This window comes from Leisingera sp. S232, from assembly GCF_049800895.1.
Taxonomy (GTDB): Bacteria; Pseudomonadota; Alphaproteobacteria; order Rhodobacterales; family Rhodobacteraceae; genus Leisingera.
In genome coordinates, this window is record NZ_JBNAFX010000004.1 from 35,979 (window position 1) to 56,516 (window position 20,538).

General features: G+C 59.6%; 20 protein-coding genes. 9 read left to right on the forward strand and 11 right to left on the reverse strand.

Annotation, left to right across the window (positions count from 1 at the left end; translation table 11 throughout):
• Positions 1 to 305: 305 nt before the first annotated feature.
• The 4 genes from ACP151_RS04390 (at position 306) to ACP151_RS04405 (ending at position 5,179) form a co-directional block, all read left to right on the forward strand.
• Complete coding sequence (locus tag ACP151_RS04390) at positions 306 to 1,406, forward strand: ABC transporter ATP-binding protein (protein WP_424977646.1); 1,101 nt, start codon at positions 306 to 308, stop codon at positions 1,404 to 1,406.
• An 83-nt stretch (positions 1,407 to 1,489) separates the two neighbouring features.
• A complete protein-coding gene (locus ACP151_RS04395; RefSeq protein ID WP_424977647.1) occupies positions 1,490 to 2,593 on the forward strand; it encodes an extracellular solute-binding protein in 1,104 nt (367 codons plus the stop codon).
• A 94-nt stretch (positions 2,594 to 2,687) separates the two neighbouring features.
• Entirely contained in the window at positions 2,688 to 3,962 is a 1,275-nt protein-coding gene (locus tag ACP151_RS04400) for an ABC transporter permease (protein WP_424977648.1), read from the forward strand.
• 5 nt (positions 3,963 to 3,967) lie between these two features.
• Positions 3,968 to 5,179 carry an ABC transporter permease gene (locus tag ACP151_RS04405; protein WP_424977649.1) on the forward strand — a complete coding sequence of 404 codons (1,212 nt, stop codon included), beginning with the start codon at positions 3,968 to 3,970 and terminating at the stop codon, positions 5,177 to 5,179.
• Positions 5,180 to 5,296: 117 nt separating this feature from the next.
• On the opposite strand, the gene ACP151_RS04410 is transcribed toward ACP151_RS04405, so the two are convergent.
• Both ACP151_RS04410 and ACP151_RS04415 read right to left on the reverse strand, forming a co-directional pair.
• Positions 5,297 to 6,628: a lytic murein transglycosylase gene (locus ACP151_RS04410; protein WP_424977650.1), complete on the reverse strand. Its 1,332-nt coding sequence runs from the start codon at positions 6,626 to 6,628 to the stop codon at positions 5,297 to 5,299.
• Between the two features lie 113 nt (positions 6,629 to 6,741).
• Positions 6,742 to 7,431, reverse strand: a complete 690-nt coding sequence (locus ACP151_RS04415) for a helix-turn-helix transcriptional regulator (protein ID WP_424977651.1) — start codon at positions 7,429 to 7,431, stop codon at positions 6,742 to 6,744.
• An 89-nt stretch (positions 7,432 to 7,520) separates the two neighbouring features.
• Between ACP151_RS04415 and ACP151_RS04420 the strand changes: the two genes are divergently transcribed.
• Positions 7,521 to 8,219, forward strand: coding sequence for a glutathione S-transferase family protein (locus tag ACP151_RS04420; protein WP_424977652.1), 699 nt, complete (start codon positions 7,521 to 7,523; stop codon positions 8,217 to 8,219).
• Positions 8,216 to 8,632 carry a DUF1801 domain-containing protein gene (locus ACP151_RS04425; RefSeq protein ID WP_424977653.1) on the forward strand — a complete coding sequence of 139 codons (417 nt, stop codon included), beginning with the start codon at positions 8,216 to 8,218 and terminating at the stop codon, positions 8,630 to 8,632. The genes ACP151_RS04420 and ACP151_RS04425 overlap by 4 nt, the downstream gene beginning before the upstream one ends.
• Positions 8,633 to 8,671: 39 nt before the next feature.
• Here ACP151_RS04425 and rnr read toward each other — a convergent pair whose 3' ends face one another.
• From rnr to dapE, 3 genes are read right to left on the reverse strand one after another with little or no spacing between them, the layout of a single operon-like run.
• Entirely contained in the window at positions 8,672 to 10,954 is a 2,283-nt protein-coding gene (gene rnr / locus ACP151_RS04430) for a ribonuclease R (protein ID WP_424977654.1), read from the reverse strand.
• 48 nt (positions 10,955 to 11,002) lie between these two features.
• On the reverse strand, positions 11,003 to 11,575 hold the full coding sequence (locus tag ACP151_RS04435; protein WP_424977655.1) for a TIGR04282 family arsenosugar biosynthesis glycosyltransferase: 573 nt from the start codon (positions 11,573 to 11,575) through the stop codon (positions 11,003 to 11,005).
• 6 nt (positions 11,576 to 11,581) lie between these two features.
• The gene (gene dapE, locus ACP151_RS04440; RefSeq protein ID WP_424977656.1) at positions 11,582 to 12,733 is read right to left on the reverse strand and encodes a succinyl-diaminopimelate desuccinylase; all 1,152 of its coding nucleotides are present in this window, start codon (positions 12,731 to 12,733) and stop codon (positions 11,582 to 11,584) included.
• A 338-nt stretch (positions 12,734 to 13,071) separates the two neighbouring features.
• On the opposite strand from dapE, the gene ACP151_RS04445 reads away from it, so the two are divergent.
• Positions 13,072 to 14,091, forward strand: coding sequence for a transporter substrate-binding domain-containing protein (locus ACP151_RS04445; RefSeq protein WP_424977657.1), 1,020 nt, complete (start codon positions 13,072 to 13,074; stop codon positions 14,089 to 14,091).
• 9 nt (positions 14,092 to 14,100) lie between these two features.
• Here ACP151_RS04445 and ACP151_RS04450 read toward each other — a convergent pair whose 3' ends face one another.
• A complete protein-coding gene (locus ACP151_RS04450) occupies positions 14,101 to 14,448 on the reverse strand; it encodes a hypothetical protein (RefSeq protein WP_424977836.1) in 348 nt (115 codons plus the stop codon).
• 117 nt (positions 14,449 to 14,565) lie between these two features.
• On the opposite strand from ACP151_RS04450, the gene ACP151_RS04455 reads away from it, so the two are divergent.
• A complete protein-coding gene (locus tag ACP151_RS04455) occupies positions 14,566 to 15,099 on the forward strand; it encodes a HutD family protein (protein WP_424977658.1) in 534 nt (177 codons plus the stop codon).
• Here ACP151_RS04455 and ACP151_RS04460 read toward each other — a convergent pair.
• The 4 genes from ACP151_RS04460 to ACP151_RS04475 all read right to left on the reverse strand — a co-directional run bounded on the left by ACP151_RS04460 (position 15,096) and on the right by ACP151_RS04475 (position 19,177).
• Positions 15,096 to 16,463 carry a formimidoylglutamate deiminase gene (locus ACP151_RS04460; protein WP_424977659.1) on the reverse strand — a complete coding sequence of 456 codons (1,368 nt, stop codon included), beginning with the start codon at positions 16,461 to 16,463 and terminating at the stop codon, positions 15,096 to 15,098. The two genes, ACP151_RS04455 and ACP151_RS04460, sit on opposite strands and share 4 nt — an antisense overlap.
• Positions 16,464 to 16,662: 199 nt before the next feature.
• Positions 16,663 to 17,490 carry a 2,3,4,5-tetrahydropyridine-2,6-dicarboxylate N-succinyltransferase gene (dapD, locus tag ACP151_RS04465; protein WP_424977660.1) on the reverse strand — a complete coding sequence of 276 codons (828 nt, stop codon included), beginning with the start codon at positions 17,488 to 17,490 and terminating at the stop codon, positions 16,663 to 16,665.
• Between the two features lie 118 nt (positions 17,491 to 17,608).
• The gene (locus ACP151_RS04470; protein ID WP_424977661.1) at positions 17,609 to 18,208 is read right to left on the reverse strand and encodes a GntR family transcriptional regulator; all 600 of its coding nucleotides are present in this window, start codon (positions 18,206 to 18,208) and stop codon (positions 17,609 to 17,611) included.
• A 48-nt stretch (positions 18,209 to 18,256) separates the two neighbouring features.
• Positions 18,257 to 19,177 (reverse strand): threonine/serine dehydratase, encoded by a 921-nt coding sequence (locus tag ACP151_RS04475; protein WP_424977662.1) that lies wholly within the window; start codon positions 19,175 to 19,177, stop codon positions 18,257 to 18,259.
• A 148-nt stretch (positions 19,178 to 19,325) separates the two neighbouring features.
• Here ACP151_RS04475 and ACP151_RS04480 point away from each other — a divergent pair, with 148 nt between their 5' ends.
• Positions 19,326 to 20,174: a TIGR00730 family Rossman fold protein gene (locus ACP151_RS04480; RefSeq protein WP_424977663.1), complete on the forward strand. Its 849-nt coding sequence runs from the start codon at positions 19,326 to 19,328 to the stop codon at positions 20,172 to 20,174.
• Positions 20,175 to 20,198: 24 nt separating this feature from the next.
• Here ACP151_RS04480 and ACP151_RS04485 read toward each other — a convergent pair whose 3' ends face one another.
• Positions 20,199 to 20,525 carry a hypothetical protein gene (locus tag ACP151_RS04485; protein WP_424977664.1) on the reverse strand — a complete coding sequence of 109 codons (327 nt, stop codon included), beginning with the start codon at positions 20,523 to 20,525 and terminating at the stop codon, positions 20,199 to 20,201.
• Positions 20,526 to 20,538: the final 13 nt, after the last annotated feature.

Sequence of the window (20,538 nt, forward strand, 5' to 3'; positions counted from 1 at the left end):
ATTTGCCGGGCCTTTTTGTTCGGATCTGAGGTGGGAATAGTCGTTTTTGAGGTGTTTCTTCAGTTAAAGCGGCGCAAAATACGCAAGCTGCGTCGCAAAAAGTCCGGTCTGGCCTGCATAATCGTGACTACAGTTGCTAAAGAATATTCATATCCGCCTGTGTCGGACGCGAAAGTAAGAATTTCGTACTCTCTCGGTGGAAAGAATATTTTTTTCATATCTAGCGCCTGATAGCGTTGCTGTGATTAACTTTAAACAAGTGCAGAGCAAATCTGCCGCCTAGACAAAACTACGGGGAGCCTGCTTTGGCTGATGTGTCAAACGTTGACGCGTTCGTTGAATTCGAACGTGTCCAAAAGAGCTATGATGGCGAAAATCTCGTTGTCAAAGATCTCAACCTCACCATGCCCAAAGGTGAATTCCTGACAATGCTTGGCCCATCTGGTTCTGGAAAAACCACCTGCCTGATGATGCTTGCCGGCTTTGAAACCGCGACCCACGGCGATATCCGCCTGGACGGGACGTCGATCAACAACATTCCGCCGCATAAGCGCGGGATCGGCATGGTGTTCCAGAATTACGCATTGTTCCCGCATATGACGATTGCGGAAAACCTCTCTTTCCCGCTGGAAGTCCGCAAGATGGGCAAATCCCAGCGTGAGGAAAAGGTGAAGCGGGCGCTGGATATGGTGGAAATGGGCGCCTTTGGCGGCCGCCGCCCGGCCCAGCTTTCGGGCGGTCAGCAACAGCGGATCGCTTTGGCCCGTGCGCTGGTGTTCGAACCCGAGCTGGTTCTGATGGACGAGCCGCTGGGCGCGCTGGACAAGCAGCTGCGCGAAAAGATGCAGTTCGAAATCACCCACCTGGCGCACCGTCTGGGCATCACCGTGGTCTATGTGACACATGATCAGACCGAAGCGCTGACGATGTCGGACCGTGTTGCCGTCTTCGACGACGGCCGCATCCAGCAGATTGCGCCGCCGGATCAGCTGTATGAAAGCCCGGAAAACAGCTTCGTTGCTCAGTTCATCGGTGAAAACAACACGCTTGAAGGCACTGTCAAGGAAATTAACAACGGTATTGCGTTGGTTCAGCTGGATGGTGGTGAGCTGATCGACTGCAAGCCGGTGAATGTCAGCAAGCCCGGCGAGCGCACCCGTGTTTCCATCCGTCCGGAACGCGTGGAATACAACAAGGAACGCCTGCAGGAAGGCGTGCACACATTGAAGGCCGAAGTGCTGGAGTTCATCTATATGGGTGACATCTTCCGTACCCGGCTTCGGGTCGCGGGCAATGATGAATTCGTCATCAAGACCCGGAATGCACCGGACCAGATCCGGCTGCAGCCCGGCCAGCAGATCGAAATCGGCTGGCTGCCTGAAGATTGCCGCGCGCTGGACGCTTAAGTTCCGGCGCGCGCTGAACCTCCGGCGGACCAATGATCGGAGGGCACTGCAATAACTATCGATTCAACAAGGAGAGAGTGTTCATGAAACTCACCAAACTGACTGCCCTGGCTGCAACCACAGCGCTGTGCGCGCCGATGGCGTTTGCAGAGGACATGGCAAATGAAATGACCATCGTGTCCTGGGGTGGCGCCTACTCCAAGTCCCAGCTGAAAGCCTATCATGAGCCTTATTCGGCAAACACCGGCGTGACCATCCTCAATGACGACAGCTCTGCTGAGGCCGTAGCCAAACTGCGTGCCATGAACGAAGCGGGCAACGTGACCTGGGACGTGGTGGACGTTGTGGCGGCGGACGCCATGCGCCTGTGCGACGAAGGCCTGGCGCTGGAGATCGACGCGGATACGCAACTGGCCGCGGCGCCCGATGGCACCTCGGCGTCCGAAGATTTCGGTGAATTGTTGGTCTCGGAATGCTTCATTCCGCAGATCGTTTATTCGACCACTTTCGGCTACCGCACTGACATGGTGGGCGACAATGCTCCGACCTCGGTTTGCGCGATCTTCGACACCGAAGCCTATCCGGGCAAACGCTCGCTTGAGAAGCGTTCCATCAACAACATGGAATGGGCTCTGATCTGCGATGGCGTTGCCAAAGAAGACGTCTATGACGTTCTGGAAACCTCTGAAGGCCAGGACCGCGCACTGGCGAAGCTCGACACCATCAAGGACGACGTGATCTGGTGGTCTGCAGGCGCTGATACGCCGCAGCTTCTGGCTGACGGCGAAGTTGTGATGGGCTCGACCTACAACGGCCGTCTGTTCTCGGTGATCGAAGAGCAGAAACAGCCGGTTGCCATGCTGTGGGACGCGCAGGTGTTCGATCTGGACGGCTGGATCATCCCAGCAGGCCTGAGCCCGGAGCGTCAGGCTCGTGCGCTTGACTACATCATGTTCGCCACCGACACCCAGCGTCTGGCAGACCAGGCCAAATATATCTCCTATGGTCCGGCCCGAGCGTCCTCTGCACCGCTGGTTGGCCAGCACGCGGAACTGGGTATCGACATGGCACCGCATATGCCGACTGATCCGAACAACGCTCAGAATACCTTCCTCTTCAACTATGAGTTCTGGGCAGACTACCGTGATGACATCGAAACCAAGTTCCAGGCTTGGCTGGCGAAGTAATCGGCTGATCTGAAGATTGGAAAGGGCCTGCTGGCCCTTTCCACCGGTAAATGACTGATCGTTTGACCGGAACAACAAGACCAACGGGGAAGACATGACCGATACTGCCGCCACCGGCGGGCCAGTTCTTGCAGCGGACGGCACGCCGCTCAAGAAAAGCCTCGCCCGGGCCCTCCGCATCCAGAAACTGCGTGCGCTTGCCCTGATCGCGCCACTGCTGATCTTTGTATTGGTGTCCTTCATCATCCCGATTGGCACTATGTTGTCCCGTTCCGTGGCCAACGACCTTGTTGCAGACACGCTGCCGTTGACGGTTGTGGCGCTGGAAAGCTGGGATGCTGAAAGCGGTGAGCTTCCGGATGAACCTGTATATGCCGCCTTTGTGACCGATATGGTGGCAGCGATTGCGGTCAAGCGGCACACAAGGCTGGGCACCAGGCTGAACTATGAACAGACAGGCATGTCATCGCTGTTCCGCAAGTCCGGCCGCAAGATCAAGAAGCTTGATCCGGCCGCCGACGCTCCGTTCAAGGATACGCTGATCGGCATCAACAAGGACTGGGGCGACGTTGAAACCTGGAAGGTGCTAAAGACCCATTCTGTCCGCATCACCAATGGTTACTTCTTGAATGCCATTGACATGCGGCGCACGCCCGAAGGCGCGCAGGCACAGCCCGAAGACAAGCAGATTTTGGTTACTTTGTTCCAGCGTACGTTGATCATGTCGCTTGTCATCACGGCCTCCTGCATCGTTCTGGGTTACCCGGTTGCCTGGATACTGGCCAACCTGCCTGCCCGCACTGCAAACGTGCTGATGATCCTTGTGCTGCTGCCTTTCTGGACCTCTCTTCTGGTGCGGACTTCCGCCTGGAAAGTCATGCTGCAGCAACAAGGTGTCATCAACGAAGTTCTGGTCTGGGTTGGCCTGGTTGCCGATGACGCCCGACTGGTCATGATCAACAACCAGTTCGGCACTATCGTGGCGATGACCCACATCCTGCTGCCATTCATGATCCTGCCGATGTATTCGGTGATGCAGACAATCAAGCCGACCTATGTGCGTGCCGCAAAATCCATGGGCGCCACCGATTGGACCGCGTTCTGGCGGATTTATTTCCCGCTGTCAGTTCCGGGTATCGGCGCCGGCTCGATCCTCGTCTTCATTCTGGCGATCGGCTACTACATCACGCCGGAAATCGTCGGCGGCACCAAGGGTGTCTTCATTTCCAACCGGATCGCCTACCACATCTCCAGCTCTCTGAACTGGGGGCTCGCTGCGGCGCTTGGCGCCATCCTGCTGGCGGTGGTTCTGATCCTCTACTGGGCCTATGACAAAATCGTGGGCATCGACAACGTGAAACTGGGTTAAGCATCATGGCGGCACTGACACCTATCTCCCGCAAACCCATGTCGATGGTACTGCCCGTGACGGCAGCGGCTGGCGGTTTTTTCGGCCTCTTCCTCGGCACGGCCAACGGCTCTGGCCTTCTGGGCGTTGTCCTTGGGGCGGCGATCATCACAGGTTTGGCAGCCTTCTATATCTTCGTTCTGAAGAACGAAGCGCTGGCCAAGTGGATCACCATCGCCAGCATGGCTGTTGTCGGCTTCCTGCTTGGCGGGATTGCACTGATGATCGTTGGCGCATTGGCGGGCTGGTTCTATCACTGGTTCATCTACTGGCTGTACGAAGGTCGCTACCGCGCCCGGCTGCTGCCGTATCTGACGCCCAAACAGGTGCTGTGGCACTATGGCTTTCGCGTGATCTGCGGCGCGATCTTTGTTTTCCTGATCACGCCGATCCTTGTGGTGATGCCGCTCAGCTTTAATGCGCAGGACTTCTTCACCTTCACGCCGGAAATGCTGCGGCTGGATCCCGCCGGGTATTCGCTGAAGCACTATCAGGATTTCTTCAACAACAATGAATGGCAGCGTTCCTTTAAGAACTCGCTGATCATCGCACCGATTGCCACGGTCATTTCGGTCAGCCTGGGGACTTTGGCGGCCATCGGCCTCAGCCAAAGCCATGTGCCGTTCCGCCGCGCGATCATGGCGGTCCTGATTTCACCGATGATCGTGCCGTTGATCATCTCGGCAACGGGCATGTTCTTCTTCTATTCAGACATCGGCAACTGGCTGGAAGGCTCTTTGGGCCTGCCCAAGTCCTTTGTCGGCTATGTCAAAGTGGTTTTGGCGCATGCTGTCCTTGGTATTCCGTTTGTGATCATTACGGTGACTGCAACGCTTGTGGGTTTCGACAATTCGCTGACCCGTGCCGCGGCCAACATGGGCGCAGGCCCGGTTACCACTTTCTTCCGGGTGCAGATGCCGCTGATCCTGCCCGGCGTGATTTCCGGCGGACTGTTTGCCTTCATCACCTCATTTGACGAGGTCGTGGTGGTTCTGTTTGTCGGCTCAGCCGGCCAGAAAACCCTGCCCTGGCAGATGTTCACCGGTCTGCGCGAGCAGATTTCACCGACCATTCTGGCGGTGGCGACCATTCTTGTGGCGATCTCCATCATGCTTCTTGCCACGGTCGAAATGCTGCGCCGCCGTTCCGAACGGTTGCGTGGCATGTCGCCGACCTGATCCAAGGCAAATCACAAACAAAAGGCCTCGCCAAAAGCGGGGCCTTTTGTATTTCCTGCTGCGGAAGCATCCCGGGGAGGAATGGGCCGCAGGCCAAGATGGGTTTGCCCGGCCTATCTACCGCAGCCTTTCCAGCAGCCGCGGCGAGGCATAGCCGTCTGGTGTCAGTCCATTTGCAACCTGATAGGCCCGTACAGCACCGATGGTTTTAGGCCCGATCTTGCCGTCAATGCCTTCGGTGTCAAAACCCGCCCGGGTCAGCCGCGTCTGCATCTCTTCCCGTTCGGCCAAAGACAATGCGCGGTCGCTGCGTGGCCAGCCGGACTTGATCGGTGCGCCGCCTTTGATCCGATCGGCCAGATGCCCGACGCCGATCACATAGGCATCCGCCGTGTTGTAACGCTCCAGCACAGCAAAATTCCGGAAGATCATGAAAGCCGCGCCCTCACTGCCAGCCGGCAGCAGAATGGAAGCGGGCCCGTGGTCCTGCACCGCATGGCCGTCGAGCCCTCTTATGCCCAAGGCGGCCCAGTCAGCTGGCGGCTTCTCGATTTCCCGGTCGGCCAGTGTGTAGTCAAAATGCTTGGGCAAGACCACTTCGACTCCCCATGGCTGGCCGGTCACCCAGCCGAACTGCTTCAAGTAGGCTGCGGTCGAGGCCAGTGCATCGGCAGGATCGTCCGACCAGATGTCCCGTTTGCCGTCGCCTGTAAAATCAACGGCGTAGTCGAGATAGGATGTCGGGATGAACTGGGTATGTCCCATCGCACCGGCCCAGCTTCCGGTCATCTCGCGGGCGGGGACGTCTCCGGCCTGCAGGATCTTCAGCGCCGCCAGCAGCTGCCCTTCGAAAAAAGCACCACGGCGGCTGTCAAAGGCGAGCGTCGCAAGCGAGCGGATCACATTCATCTTGCCGCGGAAGGCGCCATAGCTGCTCTCCAGCCCCCAGATCGCCACGACAATCTCTTTCTCGACGCCGAACTGCGCCTCGATCTGCGCCAGCCGCGCCTGTTGCTGACGCAATGCTGCCTTGCCGTTCTTCACCCGCAGGGCCGAGGCCGCACTGTCCAGATAATCCCAGATTGTCTTGGTGAACTCCGACTGATTGCGGTCCCGACGGATCACTTCGGGATCGTAGACCACGCCGTCAAAGGCCTTGTCCAGCACCGGCGGGCTGATCCCCTGCGTCATGGCGCGGCCTTTGAAGTCCGTGATCCACCCTTTGAAGTCCCTTTCGGCCGCGGCCTGTTCCACAGCTCTCGCTTGAAGCGCAACAGGCTTGGCGGCCGGTCTCAAGGATGTGGCTGAAGCCAGCTGAAAGCTGTCATTTTGCCCCTCCTCATTGATGGTGCCCGGGTGCTCTGAAGCGGCCAAGGAATTGGCTGCCGCAGCCTCCGCTGCCATTGCACTGCCTGCCATCACCATCGAAAACGCTACCCATCTACGCATGATGCCCCTCGTTGTTCACTGCTCAACACCAGTCTAACGGCGGCTAAGCCCGGGTAAAGAGGCCAGTCATTTCATGTGCGGGGGGCCGCCTGCCGGGGTCCTTGGCCGCGTTCTCAATGGTGTTTCTGCCGAAGTTGGTCCAGAGCGTCCCGCAGCATTGGTACGCGGTGCGGGCGGAAACTTTGGTCCGTCACCTCCAGGTCGCACATGCGGTCCAGCCGGAACACCCGCACCGCTTCGCGCAGGCCGCACCAGGCAATCAGAACTGTGGAACGGTCGAAATAGACCACGCTCAGCGGCTTCACTTGCCTTTCTGTCACAGCACCATGGCCATCGGTGTATCCAAAACGCACTTCGACTTCTGTCCAGGCGGCTTGCCGCAAGTCCTGCGAAGAAATCGCGGGCGGGATTGGCCGGTCAAAACGGTATGGTGCCAGAACTGCATGGCGCAGACGGTGTGCTTGCCGGGGCGGCAGTCTGGCCTGAAGTTTGCGCAAGGCTTCAGAGGCGGCTGTGGCCAACTCCGGGTCTCCAATCTGCTCAACCTCTCGCAGGCCCAGCACCAGGGCTTCCAGCTCTGTATCGCGAAACCCCATCGGCGGCAGGGCATTGTCCTCGATCAGGGTAAAGCCATAGCCCGCTTCGCCATCAATAACCGCCCCCATCTCGCGCAGGGTGGCGATATCACGGTGGATACTGCGGGCCGACACGCCGAGTTCATTACCCAGCCGCGCAGCCGTATGTGGGCCGGGCCCTAGTCTCAGGGCCTGCATTAATTGAAAAAGACGGTGGGTCCGGGACATGGCTGATCATCTTATGCGCTGATGACGCTTTTTGTCATTAGGCGAGTTTAGAGAAAGAACCAGTAAATGCAATCAACGGGATTTCAAAAATGCTTTCTCTCCTTACTTTCCCCGCAGGCTTCGGGCTGTTCAGCATCAGTCCCTTCTGCATCAAATCTGCGATGATGCTGGTGCTGTCTGGTCAGCCCTGGCGCCGCAGCGACATGTTGGATCCGACATCAATGCCACACCAGAAATTGCCGGTTCTGGAAACACCTTTGGGCAAAATCGCAGACAGCGAGGGCATTCGAGACTGGCTGGAAGGGGAAGGGGCGGATTTTGACCAGGGATTAAATTCAGCGGCGCGTGCTCATGCCCGCGCCTGGGTGCGGTTGGCAGAAAACCACTTGGGTTTGCACTTGTTGCAGATGCGTTGGAATGATGATGCAGTCTGGCCGGAAGTGCGGGATGAAATCTTTGAAGCGGTCCCGGAGGCTGTGCGCGAAGAGGTCAGCTCGCCGGTCAGGACAGAAATCCAGGCCGGGTTGCAGTGGCAAGGCCTTGCGCGATTTACTGAGACGGAACGGATGCATCGGCTGGAAAAGGATTTGCAGCCTATCGCCGAGCTTGCCTCTGCAAATCCCTTTCTTTTGGGAGACAGAATCTCTTCTGCGGATCTGAGCATCGCGCCGTTCCTGGTCTCGATGCTGCAAACGTCAAAGGCCTCTGCGGTCAGTAAACGCTTGCGCGATGACAAGATACTATGCGCATATCTGAGCCGGGTGTTCGAAACCGTGCCCTTGCCATGAAACCTGATTTTGCCGGACCAGAGATTGAGACCGCTTTTGCGGTTTCTGATCCGCTCGCGCAAGAGGGGCTGCTCCGGCTGCGACGGCTGATACTTGATACCGTTGCCGAAACTCCAGAGGCCGGGCGAGTGGAGGAAGTGCTGCGCTGGGGGCAGCCATCCTACATCACGCCTGACACCAAGATCGGTTCAACGATCCGGCTGGGAGTGCCAAAAGCTGCGCGTTTTGCGCTTTTTGTGCATTGCCAAAGCCAACTGATCCCGGAGTTTGCCAAGGTTTTTCCAGCCTGGGACCGGTTAGAGGGAACTCGCGCGGTACTGTTCGACGATCCCCGGCAGGTGGAGCCTTTGCGACACGGCTGGCTGGTTAAACGGGCGCTGATATACAAAAAGCGCCCGCCGCTGGATGCCTAGTGTGACAGAATGTTGGTCTGCCCGGGGCGGGGCAGACGATCAATTCCGCCGCTTGCGTTCCACTTTGCGTTTTACTTTAGCGGCCTTGTGTTTGGACTTGGCTGCTTTGCGTTTAGCTGTGCGTCCTGCTGGGCTGCGCCGCCCACCCTTGCGGCCTCCGCCGCCGCCGGCGGGCAGTTCCTGATCTTCGATGGAAAGCAGTTCCAGCTCCAGCCCACCAGTGACCGGTGCTGCCTGCACCAGCCGCACAGTTACCCGCTGGCCAATGGCCAGCGTCATTCCGGTGTCTGCGCCCATCAATGTCCCGGCCTGTGCATCAAAATGGAAGAACTCCCGCCCGATTGAGCGAACGGGCACCAGACCATCCGCCCCGGTTTCATCCAGTTTCACAAAGGCGCCAAAGCGGGCAATGCCGCTGATCCGACCTTCAAACTCGTTGCCCACCCGCTCGCTCAGGAAGGAGGCAAGATACCGGTCGGTTGTGTCCCGTTCAGCAATCATGGAGCGCCGCTCGGTGTCGGAAATATGGGTGGCGGTGTCTTCCAGCCGCTCAATCTGCGCCGCGTCCAGCCCGTCATCGCCCCAGCCGTGCGAAGACACCAGCGACCGGTGCACGATCAGATCCGCGTAACGGCGGATCGGTGAGGTGAAATGGGCGTAGTTGCGCAGCGCCAGGCCGAAATGGCCAAAGTTCTCGGGGTTGTAATAGGCTTGCTGCATCGACCGCAGGGTGGAGATGTTGATGAGTTCCGCATCATCTGTTCCGGCCGCCTGGTTCAGCAATGAGTTCAGATGCCGCGTCTGCAGTACTTGCCCCTTGGCCAGGCTGAGCCCAGCGGCCTGGGCGGTTTCCCGCAGCGCTTCCAGCTTTTCCTGCGCCGGTTCCTCATGCACCCGGAACAACAACGGCGAGCGCTTCTTGATCAGCGTTTCAGCTGCCGCAACATTGGCGAGGATCATGAACTCCTCGATCAGTTTGTGGGCATCCAGCCGGTCGCGGAAGGCGACCGATGTCACATTTCCGTCCTCATCCAGCACGATCTTGCGCTCCGGCAGGTCCAGATTCAACGGTTCGCGCGCAGATTTTGCCTTGGTTAGAGCCGCATATGCAGCATAAAGCGGCTTGATCACTTCGTCGAGGAACGGCGCGGTCTTCTCGTTAGCAGTGCCGTCCTGCGCCTCTTGCACTTCGGCGTAATGCAGCGATGCGGCGGAGCGCATCAGCCCGCGCACGAACGTGTGGCCAATTTTGTTGCCCTCGGCGTCCACTTGCATCCGCACTGCAATACAGGCACGCGGCACACCTTCGTGCAGGGAGCACAGATCGCCCGACAGCCGGTCCGGCAGCATCGGCACCACCCGGTCCGGGAAATAGCTCGAGTTGCCGCGTTTTCTGGCCTCGCGGTCCAGCGCCGAGCCGGGGCGCACATAGGCCGCGACATCGGCAATCGCCACCCAGATCACATGACCGCCCGGATTCTTGGGATCGTCGTCAGCATGGGCATAGCAGGCGTCGTCATGGTCGCGCGCATCCGCCGGATCGATGGTGACCAGCGGCAGTTCGCGCAGGTCTTCGCGGCCTTTCAGGCCCATCGGTTTGGCGGCATCCGCCTCAGCCATTACCGGATCGGGAAAGTGATCGGGAATGCCATGCTGGTGAATGGCAATCAGCGACACGGCCTTGGGCGCGGTCGGGTCGCCCAGCCGTTCCACGATGCGGGCACGCGGCAGGCCCATGCGGCCTTTCGGCCCGGCTTGTTCCGCTTCGACCAGCTCACCGTCTTTGGCGTTGTTCACGGCATCCGGGGCAACCATCCATTCGCTTGAAGCGGCCTTGTCGATCGGCACAATTCGCCCGCCTTCGGAACCGGCCCGGAAGATGCCCAGCACCCGTTTCGGGTTGCTGCCGATGCGGCGGATCAGGCGGGCCTCGTAATTGTGGTCCTCGTCCTTTACCAGTTGCAGCTTGACCAGCAGCTTGTCGCCCTGGCCCAGGGCCGGATCCGAGGCCTTGGGCAGGATCATGATGATGGGTTCTACACCCTCGCCATGCCATTCCAGCGGCCGACCATACAGGTCTCCATCACCGTTCGGCGCCTTCACCTCCAGCACAGTCACCGGCGGCAGCTGGTCCGGGTCGCGATAGGTTTTCTTGCGCTTCGTCAAATGGCCCTCCGCCTCCAGCTCCTTGAGGATACGCTTGAGGTCGATGCGGTCGGCGCCCTTGATGCCAAAAGCCTTGGCAATGTCGCGTTTGGAGGTATGGGTCGGGTTGGCGGAGATCCAGTCGAGGATTTCGGCCTTGGAGGGAATACGGCTCATGTTCCCCGCGTATCACGGCGGACGGGCGGCGTCATGGTGAAAAGCACGTCAGCGTCTGGCCAGATCCGCAGCTGTATCGACATCCTGTAGGGTATCGATCAGAGAGACGCGCTGTCCGGGCAGTGTGGCCAGCGTATCAGCCAATGCATGTTCCGTTGACCATCGGACATTTTCGAACAGCCTGCGCGGCAAACGCGCGGGGTGTTTGGCCCCGACCAGCCAGTACCCGCCGTCATCGGCAGGGCCGAAAACAGCGTCGTGATCGCCAAGCGCCGAAAACGCGCGGGCGACACAGCTGCAGGTGATACCGGGAATGTCTGCACCGATCAGGCAGACAGGGCCGGGAAAGGATTGGAGCATCCGCTTCATCCTCTGCCCAAGATCGCCATGACCCTGCGGCAGACGGGGCAAATCCGCAGGCCAAACTCTGGAGGTCACTGCACGGTCCGGTGCCACGGCCAGCACGATTTGCCAGCGCGGGTCACGCAAGCGTCGGATCAGCCCGGCGGATTGGTGGCGGAACCACCAGGTGGCCGGGATCACGCCAATGCCTTTGCCCAGCCGGGTTTTGACCCGGCCTGGGCGCGGCTCCTTGACCATGATGATCAGAGTGCGTTTCACGTGAAATCACGCAGTGGCAAAGTAGTCGCGCAGGATACGGGCATAGATGGACTTCAGCTGGTGAATCTGGGCCACCTCCACCCGTTCATCCACCTGATGCATGGTTTTTCCAACAAGGCCGAACTCCACCACCGGGCAGTGGTTCTTTACGAAACGCGCATCCGAGGTGCCGCCTGTGGTCGACAGTTCCGGTTTGCGGCCTGTTTCCGCCTCAACCGCGGCACAGACCAAATCCGACAAGGCACCCGGCGGTGTAATGAAGCTTTCGCCAGAGATTTTGACATCCACCTTGATTTCGACACCGAATTCCGAGGCTGCCTTGTTCGATTCACGCTGCAGCCAATCCGTCAGGCCGGCGCCGGAATGAGCGTCGTTAAAGCGGATGTTCACGGCAGAGGTGGCCTGCGCGGGGATTACGTTTGTGGCTGGGTTTCCAGTGTCGACAGTGACCACCGCCAGTGTCGAGGCGTCGAAATGCTCGGTTCCCTTGTCCAGCTCATGGCTTGCCAGCCTATCCATCAGCCGCACCATGGCGTTCAGCGGGTTGTTGGCGCGGTGCGGATAGGCTGAATGCCCCTGCACGCCGGTCACTGTGAACCAGGCTGTCATCGAGCCGCGCCGCCCGATCTTGATCATTTCACCCATCTCATTGGGGCAGGTTGGTTCACCCACCAGGCAGACTGACATCTGTTCGCCTTCACGGTCCATGTGATCCAAAAGCGCGGTTGTGCCGTCCAGGGCGGGACCTTCCTCATCGCCGGTGATGGTCAGGATGATGGCTCCGTCCGGCGGCGTTTCCTGTACGAAATCCATGGCGGCAGCGGCAAAGGCGGCAACCCCCGACTTCATGTCGGTTGCACCGCGCCCGTACATAAAGCCGTCTTTCTCCTCGGCCCCGAACGGCGGCATGCTCCAGGCATTCTCATCACCCAGAGGCACCACGTCCGTGTGTCCGTTAAAGCCAAAGGTTTTGGCATGGCCCCTGGCTCCCCACCGGGCAAACAGGTTGGAAACCCCGCCGCGGTCGACGCGGGTGCAGTTGAAGCCGGCTGCGCTCAACAGTTTCTCCAGCAGAACCAGCGCGCCGCCTTCTTCCGGCGTGACAGAGGGGCAGCGGATCAGCTCAGCGGTTAGGCGGGCGGGATCGGTTTGCGGCATCTGCTGGCTCCTCAGGTTCGATTCGGCACAGGCCTAGCGCGGATCGGATCGGATCGCAATTCACAGGCCAAGCCGAAATTATGGTCCGGAAGCAGCGGTTTCAAAGCTGTGAACGGCGGGTGGTGCAGTCTTCCGGAATTTCCGGTGGAGAGAGACATTGAAACCGCTTTTCCGGCAAAATGGCGGACGGCTCGACACAGTTTTTCCCCAACATAAGCTTGCGATGTCTCGGCGCTTGCGTGAAAAGCACGATCCGCCTAAGGACGTTGAAACCCTAGTCAGTGGCCAATCCGAGCGTTTCCGTGCTGTACCTTCGTCTGATCCCAGCCGTTCTATTCATGTTTTGGGGGCAATTGCTCGCTGCGCAGGTGCTGACGGTCAACACCGTTACACGGCCACCGTTCTCCATGGTGGAAGAGGGACGCGACACTGGCTTCTCACTGGAGCTGTTCAAGCTCATGGCGGAGCGGATGGAGTGGGAATACCGGGTCAATCGCACTGACAGCTTTGTCAGCATGCTGGAAGGCGTCCGCAGTGGCGAGGCAGATCTGGCCGCCGCCAATATCTCGATCACCGCATCGCGCGAAATCCAGATGGACTTCAGCCATCCGATTTTTGAGAGCGGGTTGCAGATCATGGTACAGTCCGACGACATCCGCGAACCATCGCTGCTGCGGGCACTGTTGTCGTGGGATCTGGTGGCTGCCATAGGCATCGCCTTTCTGCTTCTGTTTGGCGGCGGCATGCTGATGTGGGTCCTTGAACGTCGCGCGCAGCCCTATTTCGACCGCCCCTTGAAAGAGGCCTGGTTCCCCTCCTTCTGGTGGGCGCTTAACCTTGTGGTCAACGGCGGGTTTGAAGAGCGGGTGCCGCGCACGCCCATCGGTCGGATGTTTGGCGTGGTGCTGGTTGTCTCGTCGTTGTTTATCGTTTCGGTTTTCGTTGCAAAAATCACAGCGGTGATGACAGTTGAGGCGATCAGCGGGTCTGTGAATTCGGTAAATGACCTGTATGGCAGGTCGGTTGGAACCATAGGCGGTTCTACGGCAGCCGGATTTCTGGAGCGGCGCGAGATCGACTTTGCGACCTATTCCGGCCTGGAAGAGATGCTGGCAGCCTTTGAGGTCGGGCAGATCAAGGCTGTCGTTTTTGATGCGCCGGTTCTGAACTTCTATGAGCGGCAGGGCGGGCACAAATACGGTCAAACCATTGGTCAGCCATTTCTGCGCGAAAACTACGGGCTGGTGTTCCCGGCCGGCTCACCACTGGTAGAAGAGGTCAACCAGGTTCTTTTGACGATGCAGGAAGACGGCAGCTATGACGCCCTGTACCGCAAATGGTTCGGCAGTCAGAACTGACGCTTGGGGCTAGTGGCAAGTCAGCTCTTCGCCGTCGAAGAACGGAGTCATCTGGGCGACGATCACGGCGTTTTCTTCCAGCGCCCGCTGCATCAAAGCGCGCTCCTCCTCGCCGATCTCATGCCCTTCGGCCTCGCGCTCTTCCAGTGTGCCGTATCCGGTCACGTCCAGAGGCGCGGTGTCGGCCTGCTTAAGGATTGCCACGGTTTCCCGCACCGCTTCGGCCTCATCAATGCCTGAGGCATAGATCATCAGCGCAGCACCTGTGGCGCCATCAGGCAGTCCGTCTCCGTCCTTGCGGCCGATCTGGACAAGCAGGGTATAGACTTGTTGGCGGGAAGGTTTCTTCTTTTCCATGCCGCCGCCATAGCGCCGGAGCAGGGGGGTGGTCAATCCATTTGCTGCAGTCGGCGCTTGCAGCGGCCCGTGCTTGGCCATTATCTCTAGGCTTGTCCCTGCCCGCGAGGTCCCCCCATGCGCTTCTCCGCTTTCACTGCCGCGCCGGTGCCTTGGAAGAACGGCGGCGGCGTGACCCGCGAGCTGGCTGTGCAAAAAGAAAACGGTCGGCAGGTCTGGCGCCTCAGCCTGGCGGATATCACCCGGGACGGCGCATTTTCTGCCTTTCCCGGTCTTGCCCGTATCCACTGCATCGTCGAGGGGCCAGGGCATGTTCTGTCCAACGCAGAAACCCGCCTGGAGGCCAGTCTTCTGGAGCCGCTTACCTTTGACGGCAATTTGGCTCTGGACTGCCGCTTGCGCGGCGGAGCCTGTAAGGCCTTCAACGTGATTTATGATCCTGAGCTTGTGGCGGCACAGGCCAGGGTTCTGAGGGATGGAAAGCTGCCCGAGGTCACAGGCAGCCAAGTTTTCTTTGTTGTATCCGGAAGTTTGGACCTAAGTGAACAAGGCCGGTACGGCCCCGGAGAGGGGCAGGCAACAGACGGCGCCACCAGCGGAGCTGTCTCGGGTGGCGGCGCTGTCATTCATGTGTGGTTCCAACCTGTTTAGAGACTGTTCAGCAATTCATTGATTGCCGCTCTATAGCCTGCAATGACGCTGTCACGGGCGATGTGGCGGCCCTGCTGCACAATATGGCGCCCGGCGCTCCAGACATCGGTCACGCTGTCGTCGCCAGCCGCAAAGCACAGCCCGTCCAGCATCTGTCCGGGCTTTAGCGCGCACAGGGCCGGTATGCTGCTGTCAATCGCGACCAGATCTGCCAGCGCGCCCTCCTCGATCCGCCCGGCATCGCGCCCCAAAGCCTGGGCACCACCTTTTGCAGCGCCGATATACAGGGTCTCGCCAACGGATCCTTCGCCCGGGACCAGGACATTGCGAGCCAGATCGCGCAGGCGCTGGGAGTACTCCAGTGTACGCAGCTCTTCTGGCAGGGAAATCCGGATGTTAGAGTCTGATCCGATACCAAAGGTGCCGTCATTTGCCAGGTATTCCGCCCCGTTGAACGGACCGTCGCCAAGGTTGGCCTCAGTGATTGGGCAGAGGCCGGCCACGGCGCCTGAACGCGCCATACTGATAGTTTCGGCGCTGGTCATATGGGTGGCGTGAATCAGGCACCATTTGCTGTCGACTGCGGCGTTGTTCAGCAGCCATTCGACAGGGCGGGCCCCCAGCCAAGTGCTGATGTCAGCCACTTCCTTGGGCTGCTCGGAAATATGGATATGCACTGGAAAATCGTTCTGGACTTGCAGAACCTCTGCCAGATCCTCGGGGCAGGTGGCCCGCAATGAATGCGGTGCAATGCCGACGCGGGTGTCCTGCGGCAACTCCTGCTTGGCAATTTCCCGGGCGCGGGAAACCAGTTCGGAAAACTCCGCAACCGAATTGCCAAACCGCTGCTGGCCCCCATTCAGAGCCTGCCTTCCTGCACCGCCATAGGAGTAGAGCACTGGCAGATGGGTGAGGCCGATACCGGTTTGACCAGCTGCAGCGAAGACCCGTTCGCTGAGTTCCGTGATGGATGCGAAATGCGTGCCGCCCGGTTGATGGTGCACGTAGTGAAATTCGCCGACCGAGGCATAACCGGCTTCCAGCATTTCCATAAACACCAGTGCAGCGATGGCCTCGTATTGCTCTGGGGTGATGCGGTCCATGAAGCGGTACATCAGCTCGCGCCAGGTCCAGAAGCTGTCCTTGCCGGCTGCGCGGTATTCAGTCATCCCGGCCATTGCACGCTGAAAGCTGTGAGAATGCAGATTGCCGAGTGAGGGCAGCAGGACATCTGTCCGCAGGTCCCCGGCTTGCGGCTGGCAGCGGGCTTTCAGAGATGTGATCCGGCCGTCTTCGACTGTCAGCCGGAGGTTCTCGACCCATCCCACGGGCAGGCGGGCGTGCTGCGCAAATATTGTCTGCATCCGACCCTCTTATGTCTAGATGTAATCTCAATAGCCGCAGGTTTATTCCGCGGCAAGAGTTTTAGAGAGGAGGGGCGCTGCCCCTCGGCCTGGCGGCCTCACCCCGGGGTATTTGGACCAGAAAGAAGCTGGAGGGTCCCGGAAACGAAAAACGCGCCCGGGCGGGGCGCGTTCCGTGTGTTCAGCGATGCGGCGCAGATCAGTCGCGCAGCAGCTCGTTGATACCGGTCTTGGAGCGGGTCTTTTCATCGACGCGTTTCACGATCACGGCGCAGTAGAGGCTGACGTTGTTCTTGGACGGCATCGAGCCTGCCACAACCACCGAGTAGGGCGGCACTTCTCCGTACATCACTTCGCCGGTCTCGCGGTCGACAATCTTGGTCGACTTGCCGATGAACACGCCCATGCCCAGAACCGAACCTTCGCGCACGATGCAGCCTTCGACAACCTCGGAACGGGCGCCGATGAAGCAGTTGTCCTCGATGATGGTGGGGCCGGCCTGCATCGGTTCCAGCACGCCGCCGATGCCGACGCCGCCCGACAGATGCACGTTCTTGCCGATCTGGGCGCAGGAGCCAACGGTGGCCCAGGTGTCAACCATGGTGCCTTCATCGACATAGGCGCCGAGGTTTACGAAGGAGGGCATCAGAACCGCACCCGGAGCGATATAGGCGGATTTGCGGACGACGCAGTTTGGCACAGCGCGGAAACCTGCGGATTTCCAATCGGTCTCGCCCCAGCCGTTGAACTTGCTGTCGACCTTGTCCCACCAGCCGCCAGCCTGCGGGCCGCCTTCGTGGATTTCCATGTCCTTGATGCGGAAGCCCAGCAGCACGGCTTTCTTGGCCCACTGGTTCACATGCCAGTCGCCGTTTTCTTGTTTTTCCGCAACACGCAGGGACCCGGAGTCCAATGCATTCAGGGTGTCTTCGATAGCGTCACGCTGCTCGCCGGTGGTGGCGGGAGTGATGGTGTCGCGCGCCTCCCAGGCGGCTTCGATTGCTGCTTCCAGCTGGGCGTTGGACATGGATGTTCCTCCGGCATCGGTTAGATTCGCAGCTTCATACCGGCAAACCGACCGAAGGTCATGTCCGGATTGCGTCTAAAACACCGCCCCCGACGGCGTAGCGCCGGATTCCAGTCGATTAGCGCACCCGGCGCAGGTGGCGGCGCAGGATTTCACAAGCGGTCGCAGGATCGCGGCGGCCCATAGCCTGGACAATTGCGGCATGGTCGCTGTCCACCCGCCGGGTCCACTGATGCTGCCAGTTGGCGAACAAATGCCGGGCGGCGGCGATGTGCAGATCGTCAATCGAGGCCAGCAGCCGCGGCATTGCACAAGGAGCAAGGATCACCCTGTGAAAAGCACGGTTCAGCTGCTCCCAGCTGGCCATATCTTCCGCCGCATCGCAGGCAAGCCGGGCCTCGTCGGCGGCGGTGATATCCGTCTCGGTCATCCGGGCAAAGGCATGGGTGAGGGCCAGCACCTCCAGCGACACCCGCATCTCGATCACTTCGCGGATTTCCGAAGGGTCCAATGCGCTGACCCGTGTGCCGCGGCGTGGCTCGGATTGAGCCAGCCCGTGCGCCTCGAGCCGCAGCAAGGCTTCGCGCACCGGTACATGGCTTGCATCGAACGCGCGCGCGATATGGTCTTGGCGCAGTTTCTCTCCTGCGGCCAGACTGCCGGTGATGATGCGCTCGCTTAACGAGCGATAGATGGTATCGGCAATTGTTTCGGACATGTCTTGGCGATACCGGCGCTGTCTGCAGCCTGCAAGGATTATCGAGGATTACCCGAAGGGGTCCGGGGCAATGTTGCCGCCGCAGATCAGAGCCGCAACACGTTCGCCGGGCTCGGGATGGTAGGCACCGCTTATCAACGCGGCCAAGGCCGTGGCGCCGGCCGGTTCCACAAGGATTCGCCTTTCCTGCCAAAGGGCGGTCTGGGCGTCAGATATCGCAGTGTCCGGAACCGTCACCGAGAGCAGGTCCTGGGATGCGGCAAGCTCGAAACAAATGGTGCCGATCCGTTTGGCACCAAGCGCATTGGCGGCAATGCCGGAAACGTCGACATCAACCGGCATGCCGGCCTGTAGGGCGTTTTTCAAAGCGCAGGAAGTTTCCGGCTCTACAGCGACTAATTTCTTTGCGCCTTGAAACCAGGCCAGCGCCCCGGCAATCAGCCCGCCGCCGCCAACAGCGATCAAAAGGGTGTCGGCGTCCAGCCCCTGGGCCTGCCATTCGGCAAAGCACGTACCCTGGCCCGCCACTGTGGCGGGCGCGTCATAGGCGTGGACCTGCATGGCACCTGTTTCTGCCTCATAAGCCTGGGCCTGCTCCAGCGCGTTGGCATAGGCGCCGGGCACCACTTGCAAGTCGGCGCCGGACCGTTTGATCAATGAAATCTTGGCGGGGCCGGCCATTTCGGGCACATAGATCCTTGCCCTGTGTCCCAGTTCCCGGGCGGCATGGGCAACTGCTGCTCCATGGTTGCCGCCGGAAGCCGCAACAAGGCCTGCGGCCGGCACGGGCTGGCTCAGCAGCGTGTTGAAAGCTCCGCGCGCCTTGAAGCTGCCGGTATGCTGCATATGCTCCAGCTTCAGCTCGACAGGGACATCAAGCTCGAAGCCCTGTACCTGTATAACCGGTGTCTGCAGCGCATGGGGCCGTATCCGCTTGGCGGCTGCTGCAATCTCTTCCTGCCAGTCCATGCAACTGTCTCCCTGTTTCTGCCTGCGGCTGGACCTTAGCGGCGCCTCAAGCGGGTGCAAGGCAAACGGCGTGTTTCTGCATTCTTGATTGGCGCTGACAGCGGATGAAGGTTACAAAGGAAGTCCTGTTGATTGATTGGGATTTTTCATGACCGAAGACCGCCACAGCCGTTTCCGCGATGCGCATTCCGACCGGGACCGCGCTGAACATGTGCCAGCGACTCCGCAGACCCAGGCGCCTGCCTACCGGCTGGCATTTGCGGATGAGGAGTTTCTGTGCCGTGAGGAATTGCGTCCTGTACGCCTGCAGTTGGAGCTGCTGAAGCCAGAACTGATGTTGAACGAACATGGCATTGAAAGCACCATCGTCATGTTCGGTGGTGCTCGCATTCCGGATCCTGCGCATAAGGATCAGGCGCGGACCCAGACGCTGGCGGACTTGTCGCATTTTTATGACGAGGCACGCGAATTCGCGCGGCTGATGACCGAAAAGTCAAAGGAAAGCGGTGGCCGTCACAATGTGGTTGTGACCGGCGGCGGCCCTGGCGTTATGGAAGCAGGCAATCGCGGCGCGGTGGATGCGGGCGGCCACTCGATCGGCCTGTCGATTGTGCTGCCGCATGAACAGGCGCCCAATGGGTATGTGACCCCGGACCTGAGCTTCAATTTCCACTATTTCGCAATCCGCAAGATGCATTTCCTGATGCGGGCGCGGGCAATCACCGTGTTCCCGGGTGGATTCGGCACATTGGATGAGCTGTTCGAGAGTCTGACGTTGATTCAGACCGGTCGCATGGAACGGGTGCCTTTCCTGCTGTTTGGCAAGGAATTCTGGAACAAGATCGTCAACTGGGAGGCGCTGGCCGATGCCGGCACCATCTCTGATCAGGATCTGGATCTGTTCCGTGTGGTCGATACCGCTCAAGAAGCGGTTAGGATCATTGAGAATTGGGAGCCTGCACCGCCGCGCGACAGCCTGCCGGGCCGCGAAGGCTGAACACTGGCTGCAGGGGCCGCTGGATTATGAAAATTCCAGCGGCAATGTTCCCATTTCTTCTCCAGTCGTCAACTGGGTCAGGACCTGTGCGCCATCTACCTTTTTCACGGCATAGCCGTAGCCGCGCAGGCGAAATTGCCACTCGCGCGGGCTCAGCGCCTTTTGGCGTTCATTGCGGATCAGATCCAGGACACTTGGGTCTAACGGGGCAGTTTTGTGTTCCATCGGTGCCATTTGCGATTCCTTTCGAAAATTGAATTGTCTGTAATCTGGAAACTGTTTGTTCCAAGTGGCGGAAATTGAGCCGGATCTGGGAAAAAATGGGGCAGCCTGCGCTGCGGTGAAATCCAAGCCTGTTGAAATA

Bases quoted from the DNA above. Each gene is read 5' to 3' on its own strand.
- ACP151_RS04395 (WP_424977647.1), top strand. From the start codon at position 1,490: ATGAAACTCACCAAACTGACTGCCCTGGCTGCAACCACAGCGCTGTGC.
- ACP151_RS04400 (WP_424977648.1), top strand. From the start codon at position 2,688: ATGACCGATACTGCCGCCACCGGCGGGCCAGTTCTTGCAGCGGACGGC.
- ACP151_RS04405 (WP_424977649.1), top strand. From the start codon at position 3,968: ATGGCGGCACTGACACCTATCTCCCGCAAACCCATGTCGATGGTACTG.
- ACP151_RS04410 (WP_424977650.1), bottom strand. From the start codon at position 6,628: ATGCGTAGATGGGTAGCGTTTTCGATGGTGATGGCAGGCAGTGCAATG.
- ACP151_RS04415 (WP_424977651.1), bottom strand. From the start codon at position 7,431: ATGTCCCGGACCCACCGTCTTTTTCAATTAATGCAGGCCCTGAGACTA.
- ACP151_RS04420 (WP_424977652.1), top strand. From the start codon at position 7,521: ATGCTTTCTCTCCTTACTTTCCCCGCAGGCTTCGGGCTGTTCAGCATC.
- ACP151_RS04425 (WP_424977653.1), top strand. From the start codon at position 8,216: ATGAAACCTGATTTTGCCGGACCAGAGATTGAGACCGCTTTTGCGGTT.
- rnr (WP_424977654.1), bottom strand. From the start codon at position 10,954: ATGAGCCGTATTCCCTCCAAGGCCGAAATCCTCGACTGGATCTCCGCC.
- dapE (WP_424977656.1), bottom strand. From the start codon at position 12,733: ATGCCGCAAACCGATCCCGCCCGCCTAACCGCTGAGCTGATCCGCTGC.
- ACP151_RS04445 (WP_424977657.1), top strand. From the start codon at position 13,072: ATGTTTTGGGGGCAATTGCTCGCTGCGCAGGTGCTGACGGTCAACACC.
- ACP151_RS04450 (WP_424977836.1), bottom strand. From the start codon at position 14,448: ATGGAAAAGAAGAAACCTTCCCGCCAACAAGTCTATACCCTGCTTGTC.
- ACP151_RS04455 (WP_424977658.1), top strand. From the start codon at position 14,566: ATGCGCTTCTCCGCTTTCACTGCCGCGCCGGTGCCTTGGAAGAACGGC.
- ACP151_RS04460 (WP_424977659.1), bottom strand. From the start codon at position 16,463: ATGCAGACAATATTTGCGCAGCACGCCCGCCTGCCCGTGGGATGGGTC.
- dapD (WP_424977660.1), bottom strand. From the start codon at position 17,490: ATGTCCAACGCCCAGCTGGAAGCAGCAATCGAAGCCGCCTGGGAGGCG.
- ACP151_RS04470 (WP_424977661.1), bottom strand. From the start codon at position 18,208: ATGTCCGAAACAATTGCCGATACCATCTATCGCTCGTTAAGCGAGCGC.
- ACP151_RS04475 (WP_424977662.1), bottom strand. From the start codon at position 19,177: ATGGACTGGCAGGAAGAGATTGCAGCAGCCGCCAAGCGGATACGGCCC.
- ACP151_RS04480 (WP_424977663.1), top strand. From the start codon at position 19,326: ATGACCGAAGACCGCCACAGCCGTTTCCGCGATGCGCATTCCGACCGG.